Origin of the sequence: Saccharospirillum alexandrii (assembly GCF_004000275.1) — a bacterium.
GTDB lineage: Bacteria > Pseudomonadota > Gammaproteobacteria > Pseudomonadales > Natronospirillaceae > Saccharospirillum > Saccharospirillum alexandrii.
The window spans coordinates 642788-661777 of record NZ_RCIP01000002.1; the positions used below are offsets into that span (position 1 = coordinate 642788).

The 18990-nt window shown below is 59.4% G+C and carries 18 protein-coding genes; 14 read left to right on the forward strand and 4 right to left on the reverse strand.

Annotated elements, in window-relative coordinates:
• Positions 1-3 precede the first annotated feature (3 nt).
• The 4 genes from astA (at position 4) to EP166_RS10640 (ending at position 4534) form a co-directional block, all read left to right on the forward strand.
• Positions 4-1056, forward strand: a complete 1053-nt coding sequence (gene astA, locus EP166_RS10625; RefSeq protein WP_127556784.1) for an arginine N-succinyltransferase — start codon at positions 4-6, stop codon at positions 1054-1056.
• The gene (gene astD, locus EP166_RS10630; RefSeq protein WP_127556785.1) at positions 1049-2518 is read left to right on the forward strand and encodes a succinylglutamate-semialdehyde dehydrogenase; all 1470 of its coding nucleotides are present in this window, start codon (positions 1049-1051) and stop codon (positions 2516-2518) included. The genes astA and astD overlap by 8 nt, the downstream gene beginning before the upstream one ends.
• Complete coding sequence (astB, locus tag EP166_RS10635) at positions 2515-3855, forward strand: N-succinylarginine dihydrolase (protein WP_127556786.1); 1341 nt, start codon at positions 2515-2517, stop codon at positions 3853-3855. The genes astD and astB overlap by 4 nt, the downstream gene beginning before the upstream one ends.
• Positions 3856-4030: 175 nt before the next feature.
• The gene (locus tag EP166_RS10640) at positions 4031-4534 is read left to right on the forward strand and encodes a response regulator (RefSeq protein WP_127556787.1); all 504 of its coding nucleotides are present in this window, start codon (positions 4031-4033) and stop codon (positions 4532-4534) included.
• Between the two features lie 468 nt (positions 4535-5002).
• On the opposite strand, the gene EP166_RS10645 is transcribed toward EP166_RS10640, so the two are convergent.
• The gene (locus tag EP166_RS10645; protein ID WP_127556788.1) at positions 5003-6130 is read right to left on the reverse strand and encodes a PilT/PilU family type 4a pilus ATPase; all 1128 of its coding nucleotides are present in this window, start codon (positions 6128-6130) and stop codon (positions 5003-5005) included.
• 209 nt (positions 6131-6339) lie between these two features.
• A complete protein-coding gene (locus tag EP166_RS10650; RefSeq protein WP_127556789.1) occupies positions 6340-7374 on the reverse strand; it encodes a type IV pilus twitching motility protein PilT in 1035 nt (344 codons plus the stop codon).
• 289 nt (positions 7375-7663) lie between these two features.
• On the opposite strand from EP166_RS10650, the gene EP166_RS10655 reads away from it, so the two are divergent.
• The 9 genes from EP166_RS10655 to waaA all read left to right on the forward strand — a co-directional run bounded on the left by EP166_RS10655 (position 7664) and on the right by waaA (position 15276).
• The gene (locus EP166_RS10655; protein WP_127556790.1) at positions 7664-8377 is read left to right on the forward strand and encodes a YggS family pyridoxal phosphate-dependent enzyme; all 714 of its coding nucleotides are present in this window, start codon (positions 7664-7666) and stop codon (positions 8375-8377) included.
• 44 nt (positions 8378-8421) lie between these two features.
• Positions 8422-9246 carry a pyrroline-5-carboxylate reductase gene (proC, locus tag EP166_RS10660; protein WP_127556791.1) on the forward strand — a complete coding sequence of 275 codons (825 nt, stop codon included), beginning with the start codon at positions 8422-8424 and terminating at the stop codon, positions 9244-9246.
• A gap of 70 nt (positions 9247-9316) precedes the next feature.
• Positions 9317-9919: a YggT family protein gene (locus EP166_RS10665; RefSeq protein WP_127556792.1), complete on the forward strand. Its 603-nt coding sequence runs from the start codon at positions 9317-9319 to the stop codon at positions 9917-9919.
• A 74-nt stretch (positions 9920-9993) separates the two neighbouring features.
• Positions 9994-11142: a homoserine O-succinyltransferase MetX gene (gene metX / locus EP166_RS10670; RefSeq protein WP_127556793.1), complete on the forward strand. Its 1149-nt coding sequence runs from the start codon at positions 9994-9996 to the stop codon at positions 11140-11142.
• Positions 11142-11732, forward strand: coding sequence for a methionine biosynthesis protein MetW (metW, locus tag EP166_RS10675; protein ID WP_127556794.1), 591 nt, complete (start codon positions 11142-11144; stop codon positions 11730-11732). Before metX ends, metW begins: the two co-directional genes overlap by 1 nt.
• Positions 11733-11736: 4 nt before the next feature.
• Positions 11737-12186, forward strand: coding sequence for a DUF4426 domain-containing protein (locus EP166_RS10680; protein ID WP_127556795.1), 450 nt, complete (start codon positions 11737-11739; stop codon positions 12184-12186).
• Positions 12183-12794 carry an RdgB/HAM1 family non-canonical purine NTP pyrophosphatase gene (gene rdgB / locus EP166_RS10685; RefSeq protein WP_127556796.1) on the forward strand — a complete coding sequence of 204 codons (612 nt, stop codon included), beginning with the start codon at positions 12183-12185 and terminating at the stop codon, positions 12792-12794. Before EP166_RS10680 ends, rdgB begins: the two co-directional genes overlap by 4 nt.
• Positions 12791-13957, forward strand: coding sequence for a radical SAM family heme chaperone HemW (gene hemW / locus EP166_RS10690; RefSeq protein WP_127556797.1), 1167 nt, complete (start codon positions 12791-12793; stop codon positions 13955-13957). The genes rdgB and hemW overlap by 4 nt, the downstream gene beginning before the upstream one ends.
• On the forward strand, positions 13954-15276 hold the full coding sequence (gene waaA / locus EP166_RS10695) for a lipid IV(A) 3-deoxy-D-manno-octulosonic acid transferase (protein ID WP_127556798.1): 1323 nt from the start codon (positions 13954-13956) through the stop codon (positions 15274-15276). Before hemW ends, waaA begins: the two co-directional genes overlap by 4 nt.
• A gap of 86 nt (positions 15277-15362) precedes the next feature.
• On the opposite strand, the gene EP166_RS10700 is transcribed toward waaA, so the two are convergent.
• Together EP166_RS10700 and EP166_RS10705 are read right to left on the reverse strand one after the other, a co-directional pair.
• Positions 15363-15569 carry a cold-shock protein gene (locus tag EP166_RS10700; RefSeq protein WP_028671638.1) on the reverse strand — a complete coding sequence of 69 codons (207 nt, stop codon included), beginning with the start codon at positions 15567-15569 and terminating at the stop codon, positions 15363-15365.
• Positions 15570-15925: 356 nt separating this feature from the next.
• Positions 15926-16516, reverse strand: a complete 591-nt coding sequence (locus EP166_RS10705; protein ID WP_127556799.1) for an SAM-dependent methyltransferase — start codon at positions 16514-16516, stop codon at positions 15926-15928.
• A gap of 206 nt (positions 16517-16722) precedes the next feature.
• On the opposite strand from EP166_RS10705, the gene EP166_RS10710 reads away from it, so the two are divergent.
• Positions 16723-18858: a hypothetical protein gene (locus EP166_RS10710; protein WP_127556800.1), complete on the forward strand. Its 2136-nt coding sequence runs from the start codon at positions 16723-16725 to the stop codon at positions 18856-18858.
• Positions 18859-18990: the final 132 nt, after the last annotated feature.

Below are 18990 nucleotides of genomic sequence, written 5' to 3' on the forward strand. Positions count from 1 at the left end.
ACTATGTACATTCGTCCGGTAGCGCCAACCGATATCGATGCGCTGTGCACCATGGCCAAAAACTCCGGAGTGGGTGTCACCACCCTGCCGGATAACCGCCAGAAAATGCAGGCCAAGCTCGATAAAGCCGTGGCATCCTTTAAGAAAGAACTCCCCGAGAAGGACCGGCTATATTTGTTTGCGATGATCGACCCGAGCAACGATGAGATTGCCGGCATCTGCGCACTCGAAGCCAGTATTGGGCATGACGACATCTGGTACAACTACCACGTTGGTAAAACCGTGCACGCCTCCAAAGACATTGGCGTGCACAAGATCACCAAAACGCTGTATCTGAGCAACGACCTGACCGGCAGTTCCGAAATCTGCACCCTGTTTCTGATGCCGGATTACCGCCAGAACCAGAACGGCCAGTTGCTGAGCAAGAGCCGTTATCTGTTTCTGGCCGAATTTCAGGAACTGTTTGGCCGGGACATCATCGCCGAGATGCGCGGTTTCAGCGACGAAGAGGGTAAATCGCCGGTTTGGGAAAGCCTGGGGAGGCACTTCTTCCAGATGGAATTCTCCGATGCGGACTACCTGACGGGCCTCGGCAACAAAGCCTTTATTGCCGAACTGATGCCCAAGTTCCCGATCTATGTCCCCATGCTGTCGAAAGACGCCCAGGAAGCCATCGGCAAAGTCCACCCGGATACCGAACCTGCTCTGGCGATGTTGAAAGCGGAAGGCTTCGACTTCAACGGCTATGTGGATATTTTCGACGGTGGGCCCACCGTCTCGGCCCGCGTTGCCAATGTTCGTGCCGTTAAAGACAGCCAGCTGTATACCGTTGCCGTGCAGGATGAAACACCGGCACCCGACCTGACCCGCAAAGACGGCTTAACCCTGGTGTCGAACCGCCGGTTCGACGACTACCGGGTCAGTTTGATCAATACCGCGGCCATCGATGGCACCACCCTTCACCTAAGCACGGCCCAGGCCAGCAACCTGCAGGTGACTGCAGGCGATTCTGTCCGCGCCGTCGCGCTGAGACCCCGGAGACCCTCCGATGACTGATGCAAGACTCTTTATTGGCGGCCAGTGGCATACTGGCCACGGCGACCACCTCGACTCCATTAACCCGATCGACCAGTCGGTTGTCTGGGCAGGCAATACCGCCAGCGCCGACGACGTTGACCAGGCGATAAAAGCGGCCCGCACTGCCTTTGCCGAGTGGAAACACCGCAGCCTCGATGAGCGCATCGCCATCTGCCGCACCTTTGCCGAAGGCCTGAAAGAAAACCAGGAAAAACTGGCCCGGGTCATTGGCAGCGAAACCGGAAAACCTCTGTGGGAAGCGCGCACCGAAGTGGGCGCCATGGTTGGCAAGATCGAAATCTCGATCAAGGCTTATAACGAGCGCACGGGTGTCACTCGCAGTGAACTGCCCGACGGCGAAGCCGTGTTGCGCCACCGCCCACACGGCGTTGTCGCGGTATTCGGCCCCTACAACTTCCCAGGGCATTTGCCCAACGGCCACATTGTGCCTGCCCTTCTTGCGGGCAACACCGTGGTGTTCAAACCGAGTGAAATGACTCCGAAAATGGGCGAGGAAACCGTTCGCATCTGGGACGAAGCCGGTTTACCCAAGGGCGTTATCAACCTGGTTCAGGGTGCGAAATCCACCGGCATGGCACTGGCCGGACACCCCGGCATCGATGGTCTGTTCTTCACCGGCTCCTCGACCGTCGGTGAGATACTGCACAAGCAATACGGCGGCCAGCCGGGCAAAATTCTGGCGCTGGAAATGGGTGGCAACAACCCGCTGATTGTCGATACCGATATTGATACTGAAGCGGCGCTGCACCATGTCATTACCAGTGCTTTCATTTCAGCCGGGCAACGCTGCACCTGTGCGCGTCGCGTCTTCATCGCCAACGGCGAACAGGGCGATGCCTTTCTGGAACGTTTGATCGAAGCCACTCGCAACCTCAAGGTCGGCCACTGGGACGCCGACGACCAGCCTTACATGGGCTCTGTCGTATCATTGCAGGCCGCCGATGCTTTACTGGAGGCCCAGAAAATGCTGATCAGCAAGGGCGGCCGCAGCCTGCTGGAAATGACCCGCTTCGAGGAAGGCACAGCCCTGCTGACACCGGGCATTGTCGACCTGACCGAGGCCAAAGACGTGCCGGATCAGGAGTACTTTGGCCCGCTGCTGAGCATCTACCGCTACGACCGCTTCGACGACGCCATCGCCGGGGCCAACAACACCCGCTACGGTCTGTCGGCCGGCCTACTGTCGAATAACCGCGCCCGCTATGAGCAGTTCATCGACGAAATTCGCGCCGGCATCGTCAACTGGAACAAGCCGATCACGGGCGCCAGCAGTGGTGCCCCCTTCGGCGGTGTTGGCGCCAGCGGCAACCACCGCGCCTCTGCCTACTACGCGGCAGACTACTGCGCCTACCCGGTCGCCTCGATGGAAAGCCCGACGCTGACCAAACCCGAAACCACTGCGCCGGGAATGAACCTATGACCGCCTTTGAAATGAATCTGGATGGCCTGGTTGGGCCCACCCACAACTACGCAGGCCTGTCTTACGGCAACATCGCCTCGCTGAGCAATGAAAGCGAGGCGTCCAACCCGAGAGAAGCCGCCAAACAGGGGCTGCGCAAAATGAAAGCGCTGTCGGACCTCGGCTTGCGCCAGGGCATTCTGCTGCCGCATGAGCGCCCTGCCATCTGGGCGTTGCGTGAACTGGGGTTCAGCGGAACAGACGCCCAGGTGCTGGAGAAAGTCGCCAAACAGAACCCGGCGATTTTAAGCGCGGTCAGCTCGGCCTCCTGCATGTGGACCGCCAACGCCGGCACCGTATCGCCCAGCGCCGATACCGTTGATGGCCGTGTGCATTTCACCGCGGCCAACCTGAACGCCAAGTTTCACCGCTCGATCGAGCACCCGACCACGACCCGGATGCTCAAATCGATTTTTCGGGATGACCGCTACTTCGCCCACCACGATGCCCTGCCTGCCGTCAGCTTCTTCGGCGACGAAGGCGCCGCCAACCACACCCGGTTCTGTGGCCAGTACGACAGCGCCGGTGTCGAGTTATTCGTTTACGGCCAGGAAGCCTTCAACCAGAACGCACCGCGCCCACAGCGCTTTCCCGCGCGTCAAACGCTCGAAGCCAGCCAGGCCGTGGCCCGGTTGCATGGTCTGGGTGACGATCAGGCGGTTTTCGCATTGCAGAAGCCAGAGACCATCGATGCCGGTGTGTTCCACAACGACGTGATCGCCGTGGGCAACCGCAACGTGCTCTTCTATCATGAGGAAGCCTTTGCCGATACCGACGCAGTGCTGGACGAACTGCAACGCAAGCTGGGCGACGTCAAACTGATTGCCGTCAAAGTTCCGACGGCTGAAGTCTCCATTCAGGATGCGGTACGTTCTTACCTGTTCAACAGCCAGCTACTGAGCTTGGCGGACGACAGCATGATGCTGGTGGTACCCGGCGAATGCCGCGAAACCGGCCCGGTAGCCGACTTTCTGGACCGGTTGATGGCCGACACCAGCAACCCGATCAACCGGGTGGAAGTATTCGATCTGAAACAATCGATGCAAAACGGTGGCGGGCCGGCCTGCCTGCGTTTGCGCGTTGCGCTGACCCAGACCGAATACGAGGCCATGCATCAGGGCATTATCCTCACCGATGCACTGTTCCACTCGCTCAACGACTGGGTTGACGCGCACTACCGCGATCGCCTCAGCCAGGCTGACCTGGCGGATCCAAACCTGCTGATCGAGAGCCGCACCGCACTGGACGAGCTGACCCGCCTGACCGGCGTCGGCCCCATTTACCCCTTTCAACGCTGATCCCGCACGCGGGCTCAACCGAGCCCGCAATTTTCCCCAGAGATAAACCCTGAATATCGTCAAATTGCCTTTGCATTGTTCAAAAAAAGCACTATCGTTAGTGGTAACGACTAAGGATGGTAGCCCCTGCCTGCCTGATATTCAGTAGCGGGGGCATAGCAGAGACGAGGCTTCAATGGCATCGATGAATTGGCTAGACGAAAAGACCAGAAACGGCGACGAACCCTCGAAAGCTGGTTGGCAAGTTCTGGTCGTGGATGACGAACCCGAAGTCCATGCGGTGACCCGTCTGGCCCTGCGCCGCTTTACCTTTGAAGACCGACCCCTCGTTGTCCATACAGCCTCCAGCGGTCAGGAAGCCCTGGCCATCGCCCATGAGCTGGGCGAAGAACTCGCTATGGCAATCATCGATGTGGTCATGGAAACCGACCGCGCCGGTCTCGACCTGGTCAAAGCCATTCGCGAGGAGGTCGGCAACCACCTCACCCGCCTCGTTTTGCGCACCGGCCAACCCGGCAGCGCCCCGGAAACCGATGTGGTCCGCGATTACGACATCAACGACTACAAAGAAAAAACAGAACTCACCGCCCAGAAGTTCCAGACCATGATGTACGGCGGCCTGCGCAACTACCGCGACCTACGTTTAATGCAAGATGCTGTGTCGGCTAAGACTCATTAGTGGCACGAGCACGTGTCATAAGTTGGAAATTCGCCGCTCAATCTACTTAGGTTTCAACCATTCCCCAGTGCCAGCCGGACTGTCAGGTACGCCTGCTGAAGGTACGCCGTGAACCCATCCATGGGGGCTCGAAGACAGCATCCATGCTGTCTAACGACCTTCACCAGGCGTACCTAACACTTCTTGGATAATGAGCGGTTAAATAAACGCGAATTTCCAACTCATGACACAACACTCAGGTTACTTTTACCAGGTAACCAACACTTCGCGTGGAAAACTTCGATTCCTGAAGATGTAAAGCAGCGGTTAGCACCCAACCAAGTGCCGGCTGCCGGGTAGGCCTCTCCGGGGAAGTCTGAGGCATGGATGCCGAAGCCTAGGCCCCATGGACGGGTACACGCCGACCCCGGAGAGACCTACCCGGTGGCCGGCACGCATTCCAGCCACCGAAGCAAGTACAACCAGCGATCAGTAGTCGTCTGTACCCTGAATGGAAAGCTTGGCGGCCTGGCCAGTGAGATGGCCCGGGTCGGTTTCCTGGTCCAGTTTGATCATCAGGCGCAGGTCGTTGGCGGAGTCTGCGTAGCCGAGGGCATCTTCGTAGGTGATTTCGCCGCGTGAATAGGCTCTGAACAGCGCCTGATCGAAGGTTTGCATGCCTTGCTCTGTGGACTTGGACATCAGATCCTTGAGCAGATGTACCTCGCCCTTGCGGATGTGGTCGGACACCAGCGGGGTGTTGACCAGCACTTCGATAATGGCTTTGCGGCCATTACCGTCGGGCGTTGGAATCAATTGCTGGGCGACGATGCCTTTCAGGTTCAGCGACAGGTCCATCCACAACTGGCGCTGCCGGTCGGACGGGAAGAAGTGCATGATGCGGTCGAGCGCCTGGTTGGCGTTGTTGGCGTGCAGTGTTGCCAGACACAGGTGACCGGTTTCGGCAAACGCCATGGCGTAGTCCATGGTCTCCTTGGTCCGCACCTCACCGATCATGATCACATCCGGCGCCTGACGCAGGGTGTTTTTCAGGGCTACTTCAAAACTGTCCGTATCGAGCCCCACTTCGCGCTGGGTCACGATGCAGCCTTCGTGCTGGTGAATGAATTCGATCGGGTCTTCAATGGAAATGATGTGCCCGCGCGAATTGCGGTTCCGGTGGCCAATCATCGCCGCCAGGCTGGTCGATTTGCCCGTGCCGGTAGCGCCAACAAAGAACACCAGCCCGCGTTTGGTCATGGCCAGTTTTTTGATGATATCCGGCAAGCCTAGGTCTTCAAGGCGTGGAATCTGGGTTTCAATGCGCCGCAGTACCATGCCCGCCAGGTTACGCTGGTGAAAGGCGCTTACCCGGAAACGGCCAATGCCGCGTGCCGATATCGCGAAGTTGCATTCCTGGGTATCTGAAAACTCGATTCGCTGCTTGTCGCTCATTACCGACATCACCAGCTCGCGGGTCTTCTCGGGGCTGAGCGGGTTTTTGGTGACATGCACCACCTGGCCATTCACCTTCATGCTGGGCGGTACGCCAGCGGTAATGAACATGTCAGAGGCGCCTTTTTCGACCATCAGACGCAATAAACGATCAAATTCCATACTCAATCCTGTTGTGGCTTGGCACTTATCGGGTTGGTCGGGGTGGCAGTGGTCTGCGACGGCTACCGGTGACGCCTCGTCGGGGTCGGGCGGAATGCCGCCCACTCATCCATCCATGGAGCCTAGGCCGCAACATCCATGTTGCGGACTCCCCCGCCGAGGCGTCACCGGCATCCGCCGCTGGTCACCTGGAAACCACGAACTTTGTTCTAAAAATTATCCGGCTGTTTCGCTTTCTCACGCGCAACCTCACGGCTGATCAGCCCGCGTTGCATCATGTTCTGCAGGCACTGATCCAGCGTCTGCATGCCCAGCTGTGCGCCGGTCTGGATGGCGGAGTACATCTGCGCCACCTTGTCTTCACGGATGAGGTTCCGGATCGCCGGTGTGCCGATCATGATCTCATGGGCCGCGACCCGGCCACCGCCGTTCTTTTTCAGCAGGGTCTGGGAGATGACCGCTTGCAGCGACTCCGAGAGCATCGATCGCACCATGGATTTTTCTTCAGCCGGGAACACGTCGACCACCCGGTCGATGGTTTTTGCAGCCGAGGTGGTGTGCAGGGTGCCGAACACCAGGTGACCGGTTTCTGCGGCCGTCAGTGCCAGACGAATGGTTTCGAGATCCCGCAGCTCGCCGACCAGAATGATGTCCGGGTCTTCCCGCAGCGCTGAGCGCAGGGCTTCCGAGAAGCCGTGCGTGTCGCGGTGCACTTCACGCTGGTTGACCAGGCATTTTTTGGATTCGTGCACGAATTCGATTGGGTCTTCGATGGTCAGGATGTGTTCGTATTTGGTTTCGTTGATGTAGTTGATCATCGCCGCCAGGGTGGTCGATTTGCCCGAGCCGGTCGGACCGGTCACCAGGCAGATGCCACGGGGCACCATGGCGATGTCTTTGAACACCTGACCCATGCCCAGGTCGTCCATGGTCAGTACTTTGGACGGAATGGTCCGGAATACCGCGCCGGAGCCCCGGTTCTGGGTGAAAGCGTTCACCCGGAAACGGGCCACACCAGGTACTTCGAAGGAAAAGTCGGTTTCCAGGAATTCTTCGAAATCCTTGCGCTGCTTGTCGTTCATGATGTCGTAGATCAGCGAATGGACCTCTTTGTGAGACAGAGCGGGGAGGTTGATGCGGCGAATATCGCCATCGACCCGGATCATCGGCGGCAAGCCCGATGACAGGTGCAAGTCGGATGCGTTCTGCTTGGCACTGAACGCCAGTAATTCTGTAATATCCATGAGACTCCTCACTGCCAGTCTGTCACAGCGGCCGGGGTGGCATACCGGCGCTATCGTTCGTAGGGTCAGGTCACGCTCAAGGCGCCTGCCAGGCCATAAGATACATTATTCAGACGGTGCCAAAATAGGTATGCTGTCGGCTTTTGAGACTCAGCCTTCAAAATGACGCCGTCGAACTCGACAGTCGCCCGTTTGGCTGATCTGCAATCAGTGTAACCGAACGTCGGTTTTTTGCGAGCAACAGACACGGGTCGTGCCCGCCACCACGCCGATTCAACCCGAGGACACCATGACTGCCACCCAAAATACGGCCTTCAGTGACCGGATGGCCAAAGTAAAGGCCCGCATTGCCGCCGCCTGTGCCCGCAGTGGCCGCTCGCCAGAAGAGATTACCCTGGTCGCCGTCAGCAAAACCTGGCCACTGGCCGACCTGGAATCCGCCACGGCAGCTGGCGCAACGGACCTGGGTGAAAACTACGTGCAGGAAGCGGTCGACAAGATCACCCACTGGCAGGGGCCAGCCCCGGTCTGGCACTTTATTGGCCCGCTGCAGAGCAACAAAACCCGCCAGGTCGCCGAGCTATTTGACTGGGTGCACAGTGTCGACCGGTTGAAAATTGCCCGTCGTTTAAGCGAGCAGCGCCCACCCGCCAAAGGGCCGCTGTCGATATGCATTCAGGTCAACATCAGTGACGACCCGGCCAAGGCGGGTGTGGCACCCGCCGACGTGGCGGGTCTGCTCGCCGACATGGCCGGGCTGAAGAACCTGACTGTAGCCGGCTTAATGGCCATTCCAGCGGTGGATCTCACCGAATCTACGCTGCGCCAGCAATACGGTGAATTGAAAACACTGCGCGACACCCTTATTACCACTTATCCGGACTGCAAAGCACTGTCGATGGGCATGAGCGGTGATTTTGAACTGGCCATCGAATGCGGTGCCACCCACGTTCGCGTCGGCAGCGCTCTGTTCGGTCAGCGCAGCTACCCGACGGAGCACTGACAGAACCGCAGTTCCACACCACACGGATACGACAAGGAGATACCATGCAACAGCAGCCCATCATCGGATTCATCGGCGCCGGAAACATGGCCGGAGCCATCATCGATGGCATGCTGGCCAGTGGCTACCCGGCCGATCGTATCTGGGTGTGTGACCGCAACGCCCCCAAGCGTGATGCCTTCGCCGCCAAAGGTCTGCAAGCCACCGATGACAACAATGCCCTGATCGAAACCTGCGAAGCGGTCGTGCTGGCCGTGAAACCCCAGGTACTGAAGCAGGTTCTGGAACCGCTGCGCGACGCCTTTCAGGCGAGCAAACCGCTCGTCGTCAGTGTGGCCGCCAGTGTGACGGCTGAAGCCATCGATCGCTGGCTTGGCGGCGGCTTTGCCGTCATCCGCACCATGCCCAACACGCCCTCACTGGTGATGACCGGCGCCACCGGCCTCTATGCCAATGGAGCGGTGGAAGACAGTGAACGAGAAGCCGTTGAGGCCATTTTCAGTGCCATTGGCGTTGCGGTCTGGGTGGCAGACGAAGAGGACCTGCACTCGGTAACCGCCACCAGCGGCAGTGCCCCGGCCTACTTCTTCCGCTTTATGGAGGCCATGCAGAAAGCCGCCGAAGACGCTGGGCTGGATGCAGACACCGCCAAGCGTCTTATTGTACAAACGGCCATGGGCGCGGCTCGCATGGTTGAGCAGACCGGTGAATCCCCGGCACAATTGCGTAAGAAGGTATGCTCACCCAAAGGCACCACCGAGCAGGCCATCTTCAGTTTCGAGCGCGACGACCTCGATGCCGTCGTAGCCCGTGCGATGCAAGCCTGCATGGACCGGTCGCGGGTGTTATCGCAGGAACTGGCGGATTAATCACATCACAACAGGCATCACCCTGCACCACAGGGTATGATTAACACAGACTCATCTAAGGAGTGTCCGAATGCTGGGCCCGCTTATCGTACTTATTTTGAAAACGGCGTTTGGTATTTTACTGATCAGCCTGGTTGCCCGCTTTCTGGCACAGATCGCCCGGGCGGATGTGCGCAACCCGCTGGCGATGACGGTGCTGCAAATCACCGACCCGGTGCTTAAACCCATGCGCCGCATCATTCCCGGCCTTGGCGGGCTCGACCTGGCGTCATTGCTGTGCATCTGGATCGGCCAATTCATTCTGGGTAGTCTGATCTTCGCCGCCATGGGCGTAAACCCCCTGGCGCTGGGAGGCCAGTTGGTGGTGTGGTCACTGCTCGGTGTGGCCGGCATTCTGCTGACCGTGCTGCAATGGAGCATGATCATCGTCGCCATTGGCAGCTGGATTGCCATGGGCCAGCAAAACCCCTTGCTGGGTTTCCTCGGACAACTGGTCGAGCCTTTTGTTGGCCCGTTCCGACGGCTGAACCTGAACATTGGCATGCTTGATCTGTCGTACATCATCGCCTTCCTGGTGCTGATTATCCTGCGCGACTTTATTCTCGGCGGCATGATTCTGCCCCAGACCGGGTATTCCACCGTCGGTGGCATCAGCCCGATTTTGGGGCTGTGAATCTGGGTTTAACACACCGAATTGCTGACTCACTACCGGCCAGCCTGGCTGGCCGGTCTCCCGGGACATCATAAATGCCAACAGACATACCCGCTGACAGCGTCGGGCTGATACAGCCCCAGTCGGCCTTTTTTGAAGACGCGCTGCCCTTACGCTGCGGACGCAGCCTGTCGAACTACACCCTGGTGTACGAGACCTACGGCACCCTGAATGCCGATGCGTCCAATGCCATTCTGATCTGCCATGCGCTGAGCGGACACCACCATGCGGCGGGCTACAACAGCATTGAAGATCGCAAACCCGGCTGGTGGGATGCCTGCATCGGCCCCGGCAAGGCCATCGACACCAATCGCTACTTTGTCGTCAGCCTGAACAATCTGGGCGGCTGTCACGGCTCCACCGGCCCAATGAGCCAAGACCCGGAGACGGGCCGCCCTTACGGACCGGACTTCCCGATCATCGCCGTGCGCGACTGGGTTAAAAGCCAGGCGCGGCTGGCTGATCGCCTGGGTATCGACTGCTGGCATGCTGTGATCGGCGGCAGCCTCGGCGGCATGCAGGCACTGCGCTGGTCGATCGATTACCCGGACCGCCTGAAAGGCTGCGCTGTCATCGCCTCGGCACCCAAGCTGAGCGCCCAGAACATTGCCTTTAACGAAGTGGCTCGCCAGGCCATCGTCAGCGACCCGGATTTCCATCAGGGCCGGTATTTCGATCACGATACCCGGCCCAAGCGCGGTCTGATGCTGGCGCGGATGCTCGGGCACATTACCTACCTGTCCGACAGCAGCATGCGCGAGAAGTTTGGACGGGACCTGCGCACCGGCAAACTGAATTTCAATTTCGATGCCGATTTCGAGGTCGAGTCCTACCTGCGCTATCAGGGTGAGAACTTTTCGGACCAGTTCGATGCCAATACCTATTTGCTGATGACCAAGGCGCTCGATTATTTCGACCCGGCCGGCGACCACGACGGCGACCTCGCGCGCTGCCTGAGCCAGGCCCACTGCCGCTTTCTGGTCGCCTCTTTCAGTACCGACTGGCGTTTTGCCCCGGAACGAAGCGAAGAACTGGTGCGCGCCCTCACCCGGGCCCGCCGCCAGGTCAGCTATCTGGAGATTGATGCGCCCCAGGGCCACGACGCCTTTCTGTTTCCCATTCCCGAATACGTGGCACTGATCGAAGGCTTTCTCGGTTCACTGGCCAACGGAGGGACAGCCTGATGCGCCCGGACCTGGACTACATCGAACGCTGGATCTCCAACGGCAGCCACGTGCTCGACCTCGGTTGTGGCGATGGCAGCCTGCTGGCCCTGTTGCGCCAGCGCAAACAGGTGACCGGCTACGGCATGGAGATCGATACCCAAAACATTCTGTCCTGCGTGCGCCAGGGCGTGGACGTGATTCATCAGGACCTGAACGAAGGGCTGGACGACATTGACGACCAGAGCTTCGACACCGTGATCATGACCCAGTCGTTGCAACAAACGCACAAGCCGGACCGCATCGTTGAAGACATGCTGCGCATCGGCAAACAGGCCATCGTCACCTTTCCCAACTTCGGGCACTGGACGGTGCGCTCCTATCTGGCCCTGCACGGGCGCATGCCGGTATCCGAAAACCTGCCATACACCTGGTACGACACCCCCAACATTCACTTCTTCACCTTTCGCGACTTTGAGGTGTTATGTCGGGAGCGAAACATTAAAATACTGGAACGCACGGTGGTGGACCGCAACCACCAGGCCAACTGGAAAATCAGTCTGATGCCCAACCTGATGGGCGAAATCGCGCTCTACCACATTACACGGTGACCCCATGTTATTCAGATACACCACAACGTTGATGCTGGGCCTGGCGCTGCTGTTCAGTACCGCCCAGGCCGACCAGAAAGTCACCTTCAACGGCTATGAACTGCATTACATTGCCTTCAACAGCACCATGCTGACGCCGGAAATCGCCGGGCAATATGGCCTGACGCGTTCAGGGCAGCGTGCAATAGTGAACCTGTCGGTACTGGAGCAACGCCGCAACGACGTTGCTGTGCCAGTGCCGAATGCCGAAGTGTCTGTTCGGGTGCGCAACCTGCTGGGGCAAAGCAACCGGCTCGAGATGCGCGTGATCGAAGAACAGAACGCGCGCTACTTCATCGGCTCGGTGCCCTTTGATGACCGTGAAGTGCTCTGGTTCGACATCGAAGTCAGCATTCCCGGTGAGCGCGACTTTGAATACAGTTTCAGCCAGGAACTCTGGGAGGAAGACGCATGAGCCAGTGGGTCCTCGCCTCCGGCAATGCCGGCAAACTGGCTGAATTCAGCCGTCTGCTCGAACCGCTGTCGATTACCGTGCGCCCCCAGGGCGAGTTCGGCGTCAGCGACGCCGATGAAACCGGCTTGAGTTTCATTGAAAACGCCATTCTGAAGGCACGCCATGCCGCGGCTGCGACCGGTCTGCCGGCCCTGGCCGATGACTCCGGTGTCGTGGTCGACGCCCTGAACGGCGAACCGGGCATTTACAGCGCCCGCTTTTCGGCCAGAGCGGGCGGTGAATCCGGCGACAGCGCCAATATCGACTATCTGCTGGAGCGGCTAGCCGGCGTGCCCGAACCGGACCGCGGCGCCCATTATTACTGCCTGCTGGCCTTCGTTCGCCACGCCACCGACCCTACCCCCCTGATCGCCGAAGGCCGCTGGGATGGTCGCATCCTGACCGAACGGGTCGGCACCGGTGGTTTCGGCTATGACCCGGTGTTTTATCTGCCTGACCAGAATTGCACCGCCGCCCAGCTGGAATCGACCCTGAAAAACCGCCTGTCGCACCGCGGACAGGCCATGGCTGCTTTTATGCCGCGGCTGCAAGCCTTGCTGGCGCAATGACCGAGATCACGACCCCCAGAACGCACCTGCCATCGCTGTCTGCCTATGTACACGTACCCTGGTGCGTGCGCAAATGCCCCTATTGCGATTTCAACTCGCATGCGCTCGACCCCGGGCAGATTCCGGAAACGGAGTACCTGGCGAGGTTGTTTGAAGACCTGCAACAGGATGCCTCACTGGCGCTGGGCCGGCCGCTGCGCAGTGTCTTCTTTGGCGGCGGCACGCCGAGTCTGCTGTCACCTTCAGCCATCGGTCAGATTCTGGCAGAGCTGGAGCGCCGCATCGGCTTCAGTGACGACTGTGAAATCACCCTCGAAGCCAACCCGGGCACGGTCGACGAATCGCACTTTCGCGGCTTCAGAGACGCCGGTGTCAACCGGCTGTCGATTGGCATCCAGAGCTTCAACGATGCCCACTTGCAGCGCCTGGGCCGCATTCATGACCGGAACCAGGCCCTGCACGCCGGTGACCGGGCCCGCGCTGCCGGTTTCGACAATTTCAATCTGGACCTGATGCACGGCCTGCCCGACCAGACTGAAGCCGACGCCCTGGCCGACCTGAACCAGGCGATCGCCCTGAACCCCAGCCACCTCAGCTGGTATCAGCTGACCATCGAACCGAACACCGAGTTTTACCGCAAGCCACCGGCACTGCCGGAAGACGACACCCTCTGGTCCATTCAGGAAGCTGGCCAGGCAAGGCTGTCTGAAGCGGGGTTCAGCCAATACGAAGTCTCCGCCTACGCCCAACCGGGCAAGCGCTGTCAGCACAACCTCAATTACTGGGGCTATGGCGACTATATCGGCATCGGCCCGGGTGCCCACGGCAAAGTCACCCGAACCAGCCCGTTCGATATCCTACGCACTCGCAAAACGAGGCTGCCGAAAGATTATCTGAACCGCGACCGATTACTGATTCGCCACGAAGAAAGGGTTGCCATTGAAGACCGGCCGTTCGATTATTTCATCAACACCCTGCGTCTGGTCGAAGGCCGCCCGGCCAACGAGTTCAGCCGGCTCACTGGCCTGGCCTGGGCCGAGATTGAGCCCACCCTGATCTCCTTGCGTGATCAGGGCCTGCTGGAATGGGAAGGCGGATCCTTGCGCACAACCGACCAGGGTTTCCTATACTTGAATGACCTACTGGCGCATTGGTTGACATGACCCGACTGCTGTTTACCGCCCTGCTGTATTGCCTGACGCCGGCCCTGCTGCTGCGGCTGTGGCTGCGCGGGCGCACCTTGCCGGGCTACCGGCAACGCTGGCGCGAGCGCTTCGGGCACTGGCCCACCATGCCAGAAGGTGCGCTCTGGCTGCACAGCGTCAGTGTGGGCGAAACCATTGCCGCCCGGCCTTTTGTCGAACGCTGGCTGACGCGCCATCCAGACATTCCAGTCATCATCACCACCATGACGCCGACCGGCAGCGAAACGGTACAGGCACTGTTTGGCGACAAAGTTCACCACGCCTATCTGCCTTGGGATTACCCGCACGTTTATCGACGTCTATTGCCCAGATTGAACCCAAAAGCCCTGGTGATCATGGAAACCGAGCTCTGGCCCAACCTGATCAACGCTTGCGACCGGCACCGGGTGCCGGTGTTTCTGGTCAATGGCCGGCTCTCGGAACGCTCGGCTCGGGGCTACCACCGTTTCCGGGCGCTGACCCGGCCCATGTTGCAACAACTGACCGGCATCGCCGCCCAGCACTGGCCCGACGCCGAACGCTTCCAGGCGTTGGGTGTACCGGCAGAGAACATTGAGGTTACCGGATCGATAAAATTCGATTTAAGCATCTCCAGCAAACTGACCGGCGACATCACCGCCTTTGCCCGTGGTATCAAAGGCCGGCCTGTCTGGGTAGCGGCGAGCACCCATGGCGGCGAAGAGGAAGGCTTGCTGGAAGTACAGCGGCGCATCACCACGGTGCTACCAAACGCCCTGATGATTCTCGTACCCCGCCACCCGGACCGTTTCGAAACCGTCTCCGATATCGTCGCCACATCGGGCCTGCGTTACAGCCGCCGCAGCCAACGCAGTCAGCCACGCGACAAAGACCAGGTGTACCTGGCCGATTCGCTGGGGGAACTGATGATTTTCTTCGGCGCTGCCCAGGTTGCCGTGATGGGCAATACCTTCAATGACGGCGGCGGCCACAACCCCATTGAACCGGCGGCGCTGGGTAAGCCGGTGTTAGTCGGCCCCAGCTTCACCAATTTTCAGTCGATCATCAGCGCCATGCAGAAAGAACAGGGGATTATCGTCACCGAGACGCTGGAAGCGCTGGAAAAACGCCTGCTCGGATTGCTCAAATCCCAGGATCTACGCGACACCTTTGGCCAGCGCGCCTATGTGTTTTACCAGCACCAGCAAGGCGCCCTGCAACGGTTGGAACACTGGCTCGACCGGCACCTGAACCTGGTCGACCCCAATGCCGACCCGTCACGCCACGCCCTGCCACCCAAAATCAGCTCGGATCGCTGACCGACGATATACTTGCACCCACAAAAAAGGCCGCTAGACAGCGGCCTTTCTCATGCTTAATTAGGTACCAGATCAGCGATTCGAGCTCAGATCAGTTCGACATCGGAGGCTTGTGGGCCCTTTTGGCCGTCGGTGATGGTGAACTGCACTTCCTGTCCTTCCGCCAGGGTGCGGAACCCGTCGCCCTTGATGGCACTGAAGTGCACAAAGACGTCTTTGCCGCCTTCGACTTCAATAAAGCCAAAACCCTTGGTTTCGTTGAACCACTTCACCTTGCCGGTTTGTGTCGCCATGTTGTTCTCCTGCTTCGGATGCGATTGCAAATAGCCTGCGTCGTGCCGGTCATTCCCGGCCAACGCTGCCGGGTAAAGATCATAACGTCTACTTACGCGCAACCTGTTCAGGAACTGCCTGGTTGTACCCTCCACGACACATTGATACGTCAATGATGCCCGGCAAGCACAAGGTTCATAGCGTCTAACTGGTCTTGCTTATAAGTATTGCGAAAATCTTTAACACCTCTACTTTAGCCCAGCACTTGTGTATGTAAAGTACTTTTTAGGCCGATTTTTCCGGAGATTTCAGGACGATGACAGGTCATCCATGACGTTGTAACCCTGTCGCTATGTGCTCATCGGCGGGGCAACCGTCATATCTTGATGCCTACCGCCTGAACCACCGCACCCAGGCCGGTGTGGCCTCGCCCTTCATGAATCGGCCGGTCCATTTCCTGCAATTGCTCAAAATGAAGCGGTGCCAGTTCCTCCTGCAATTGCTCGGCGGTCATCATCCACTCGGCGCGGGGTGGCCCACCGGTTTTAAACAGCAGTTGCTCCGGCCGATAGGCTTCCAGCACGAAGAGCCCGCCGGGCTTGAGCGCGTCGAACACCTTTTGGTGCAGTGACTGGCGCACGTCAGGCGGCAAATGACAAAATATTGAAACAATGCCATCCCATTGCCCCTGGCCAAGGTCAATATCGGCCAAATCCGCCGTTTGCGTCTCAATGGACACTCCCCGGGCCTGTGCCAGGCGTTCCGCCTTTAACAATCCAACGGCCGATGCATCCACTGCCACCACGTCCAGCCCCTGTTCCGCCAGGTAAACGGCATTGCGCCCCTCGCCTTCGGCCAGACACAGTACCCGGGCGCCGGTGGCGAAGAGGTCAGCCTGGGCTTTCAGGTAATCGTTCGGTTCGGTGCCGTAGAGATAGTCGTCCCCGGCATAGCGTTCATCCCACATTTTGCGGCCTCTTTCACATTCCTGATGGCAATGGGGGCATCGACGGTCGGTTCAAGCCGGTAAACGCAGACAGCCGGGAAACAGGCCTGTTACAATCGCGAGCCTATTCGGCCCGATCAATCGCCTGAGCACTCAGGGATTGATCGGGCTACCCGGTGCGCTGTTGGGCAGAGCACCCTGTACTTTACTTACCGATGGAGCCTTACATGAAAGGAATGATAACGCGCGTGCTGCTGACCCTGGCTGTGGTCACCGCCAGCGTGAGCAGTGCCTACGCCTTTAATCTGTTTGGTCTGTTCTCCTCAGACCAGGCCGATAACTCAATCAACACCCTGCTCAGCCATACGCCGGCCGACACACTCCTCTTTGTGGGCGGGCACAATACTCTGGTGGGCCGGGATATCATGGATTCCTGGTCTACGGTCAACCAGTCGGATATCGACGAACTGCAGACCCTACTGGCGGAAATAGGCAGCGACGACAGCCCGGTACTCGGCCTGTTCGAAGCTTTGCTGGTGGATTACACCGCCGCTGCAGGCGGCGGCTACAGCGAACTGATCGCTCACTATGGCCTGCCCGATGAAGGCGCCGGTGCGTTTTATTTCCATGGCGCCATGCCCGTTGCCCGCTTTGCCCTGGATAACCCCGATGCGTTCAACGAAGTACTGAATCAGGCCATTCTTGAATCCGGTGCTGCACCGGTGATGAAACAGGTGGAAGAGGTTGAAGTTCGCACGTGGCAGCTGACGCCCGAAGGCGACGACGAACGCTTTGACCTGGCCATCGCCGTCGATCAGGGGTTTGCCACCGTTACCCTGTTCAACCATACCGACACCGCCGCGATTCAGGCCGAGCGCCTGGGTCTGACCGATCTGTCCGACTCTCTGGCCGACCAGGGTGACTGGGAAGCATTGGGCGACCAGTACGACTACGATGAAACCGTGCGTGGCTACATCGACCTCGAAGGCCTGGCCGCTACCCTGCTGACTGGCACCGAGACCCGCCTGCGACGCGACCTGGAAGCCCTGATCCCGGACGAAATCGAGCGAATGGACACCCAGATGGCCGACAGCCAGTGCGGACCGGAAGGCTATGCGCTCGCCCGCCAGGTGCCCCGTTTCGCCTTTGGCAGCGAGAGCATCTCGTCTACCTCCGACAGCCTGTCACAACAGGTTGGCATGATCCTCGAACTGACCAACACCGACCTGACCAGTGAACTGAAGCGCCTGCCCGGCAGCCTGCCCGCCTACGCCACCGATGGCAGCGACAAGTTGCTGGCCCTGGCACTGGGTGTCGATGTCAATGCTCTGGCACCGGTCGCGAGCGCCCTGTGGTCACAGCTGCCACAAACGGAATACAAATGCCCGGCACTGCGTGACATGACCGCCGATCTGCGTCAGAACAACCCGGCCATGCTGGGCATGGCGACGGCCATGGCGCAGGGCGTCAAGGGTGTGGGTGCCGCGGTATACGACATCACAGCCAACGACAACAGCCCGTTTGGGCTGGCGGGCTCTGTCCTGGTCACCCTGAGTGCCGATAACCCAAGCGTACTGGCTGGCCTGATCAGCTCCAGCATCCCCGGCATGGCCGGCGTGACCATTCCCGACGATGGCACCGCCGTGCAGGTTCCGGTACCCATGGCACCGCAGCCGGTATTCGCCGCAATCAAAGGCAAGCACCTGGTGGTATACACCGGCGACGCCGCCAAGGCACCGGCCGATGCCATGGCCAGTGAGCCGCTGAATACGCGTGGCAGTACCGCCATTGCGTTCAACTATGAGCGTTTCGGTGAGGCGGCTCTGGTAGCCCTGGAATCACCCATGGTTGCCAGCAATGCCCAGGGCATGGCGATGGCGACCGGCAGTTGTGTCGACGCTTACGCGGGCATACTGCAAGCGGCGGCTCTGCCACTGGAAGGCAGCTACCGGGATACCCTCACCGAGCGCGGCTGGGAAGCCAAATTCGAAGTGACTCTGGGTGAAATGGATACAGACTTCAGTGTGCCAACCGGTACCTTCCAGTCTGAAACCCTCGACTACGACTGCACCTGGTACGACTCTGGCGTTGAAATCATCAACGGCGACGGTACTGGCCAGTTCACCGAAACCGATGACAACGGCCAGTGCGCCCTGTACCAGGCTGATTACACCTGGACTCAGAACGGCAACGTCATGGAGCAAACCACCACGGCGCTGCGCTCACGCGAAAGCTGTGACGCTGCCTGGGAAGACCAGCCGCAAGAGACCTTCACCTGTACACTGCTCGGCAGCCACAACGGTAACCTCTACTGCCAGTATGGCACGGGTATGGATGCCTACCTGATGCGCTACTTCCAGTAACCACAACGCGCGCCCTCTGGAAAACCCGGTGCCTGTCACCGGGTTTTTTTTGGCCGGTCATCTTACCCACACCTTCTGTGGACAAGCCTGTGTACAGACCCGGGAAAACCGATGCCAGGCCCACCCCGCCGC

Excerpts from the sequence above, each read along its gene's own strand:
- astA (WP_127556784.1), top strand. The coding sequence starts at position 4 with ATGTACATTCGTCCGGTAGCGCCAACCGATATCGATGCGCTGTGCACC.
- astD (WP_127556785.1), top strand. The coding sequence starts at position 1,049 with ATGACTGATGCAAGACTCTTTATTGGCGGCCAGTGGCATACTGGCCAC.
- astB (WP_127556786.1), top strand. The coding sequence starts at position 2,515 with ATGACCGCCTTTGAAATGAATCTGGATGGCCTGGTTGGGCCCACCCAC.
- EP166_RS10640 (WP_127556787.1), top strand. The coding sequence starts at position 4,031 with ATGGCATCGATGAATTGGCTAGACGAAAAGACCAGAAACGGCGACGAA.
- EP166_RS10645 (WP_127556788.1), bottom strand. The coding sequence starts at position 6,130 with ATGGAATTTGATCGTTTATTGCGTCTGATGGTCGAAAAAGGCGCCTCT.
- EP166_RS10650 (WP_127556789.1), bottom strand. The coding sequence starts at position 7,374 with ATGGATATTACAGAATTACTGGCGTTCAGTGCCAAGCAGAACGCATCC.
- EP166_RS10655 (WP_127556790.1), top strand. The coding sequence starts at position 7,664 with ATGACTGCCACCCAAAATACGGCCTTCAGTGACCGGATGGCCAAAGTA.
- proC (WP_127556791.1), top strand. The coding sequence starts at position 8,422 with ATGCAACAGCAGCCCATCATCGGATTCATCGGCGCCGGAAACATGGCC.
- EP166_RS10665 (WP_127556792.1), top strand. The coding sequence starts at position 9,317 with ATGCTGGGCCCGCTTATCGTACTTATTTTGAAAACGGCGTTTGGTATT.
- metX (WP_127556793.1), top strand. The coding sequence starts at position 9,994 with ATGCCAACAGACATACCCGCTGACAGCGTCGGGCTGATACAGCCCCAG.
- metW (WP_127556794.1), top strand. The coding sequence starts at position 11,142 with ATGCGCCCGGACCTGGACTACATCGAACGCTGGATCTCCAACGGCAGC.
- EP166_RS10680 (WP_127556795.1), top strand. The coding sequence starts at position 11,737 with ATGTTATTCAGATACACCACAACGTTGATGCTGGGCCTGGCGCTGCTG.
- rdgB (WP_127556796.1), top strand. The coding sequence starts at position 12,183 with ATGAGCCAGTGGGTCCTCGCCTCCGGCAATGCCGGCAAACTGGCTGAA.
- hemW (WP_127556797.1), top strand. The coding sequence starts at position 12,791 with ATGACCGAGATCACGACCCCCAGAACGCACCTGCCATCGCTGTCTGCC.
- waaA (WP_127556798.1), top strand. The coding sequence starts at position 13,954 with ATGACCCGACTGCTGTTTACCGCCCTGCTGTATTGCCTGACGCCGGCC.
- EP166_RS10700 (WP_028671638.1), bottom strand. The coding sequence starts at position 15,569 with ATGGCGACACAAACCGGCAAGGTGAAGTGGTTCAACGAAACCAAGGGT.
- EP166_RS10705 (WP_127556799.1), bottom strand. The coding sequence starts at position 16,516 with ATGTGGGATGAACGCTATGCCGGGGACGACTATCTCTACGGCACCGAA.
- EP166_RS10710 (WP_127556800.1), top strand. The coding sequence starts at position 16,723 with ATGAAAGGAATGATAACGCGCGTGCTGCTGACCCTGGCTGTGGTCACC.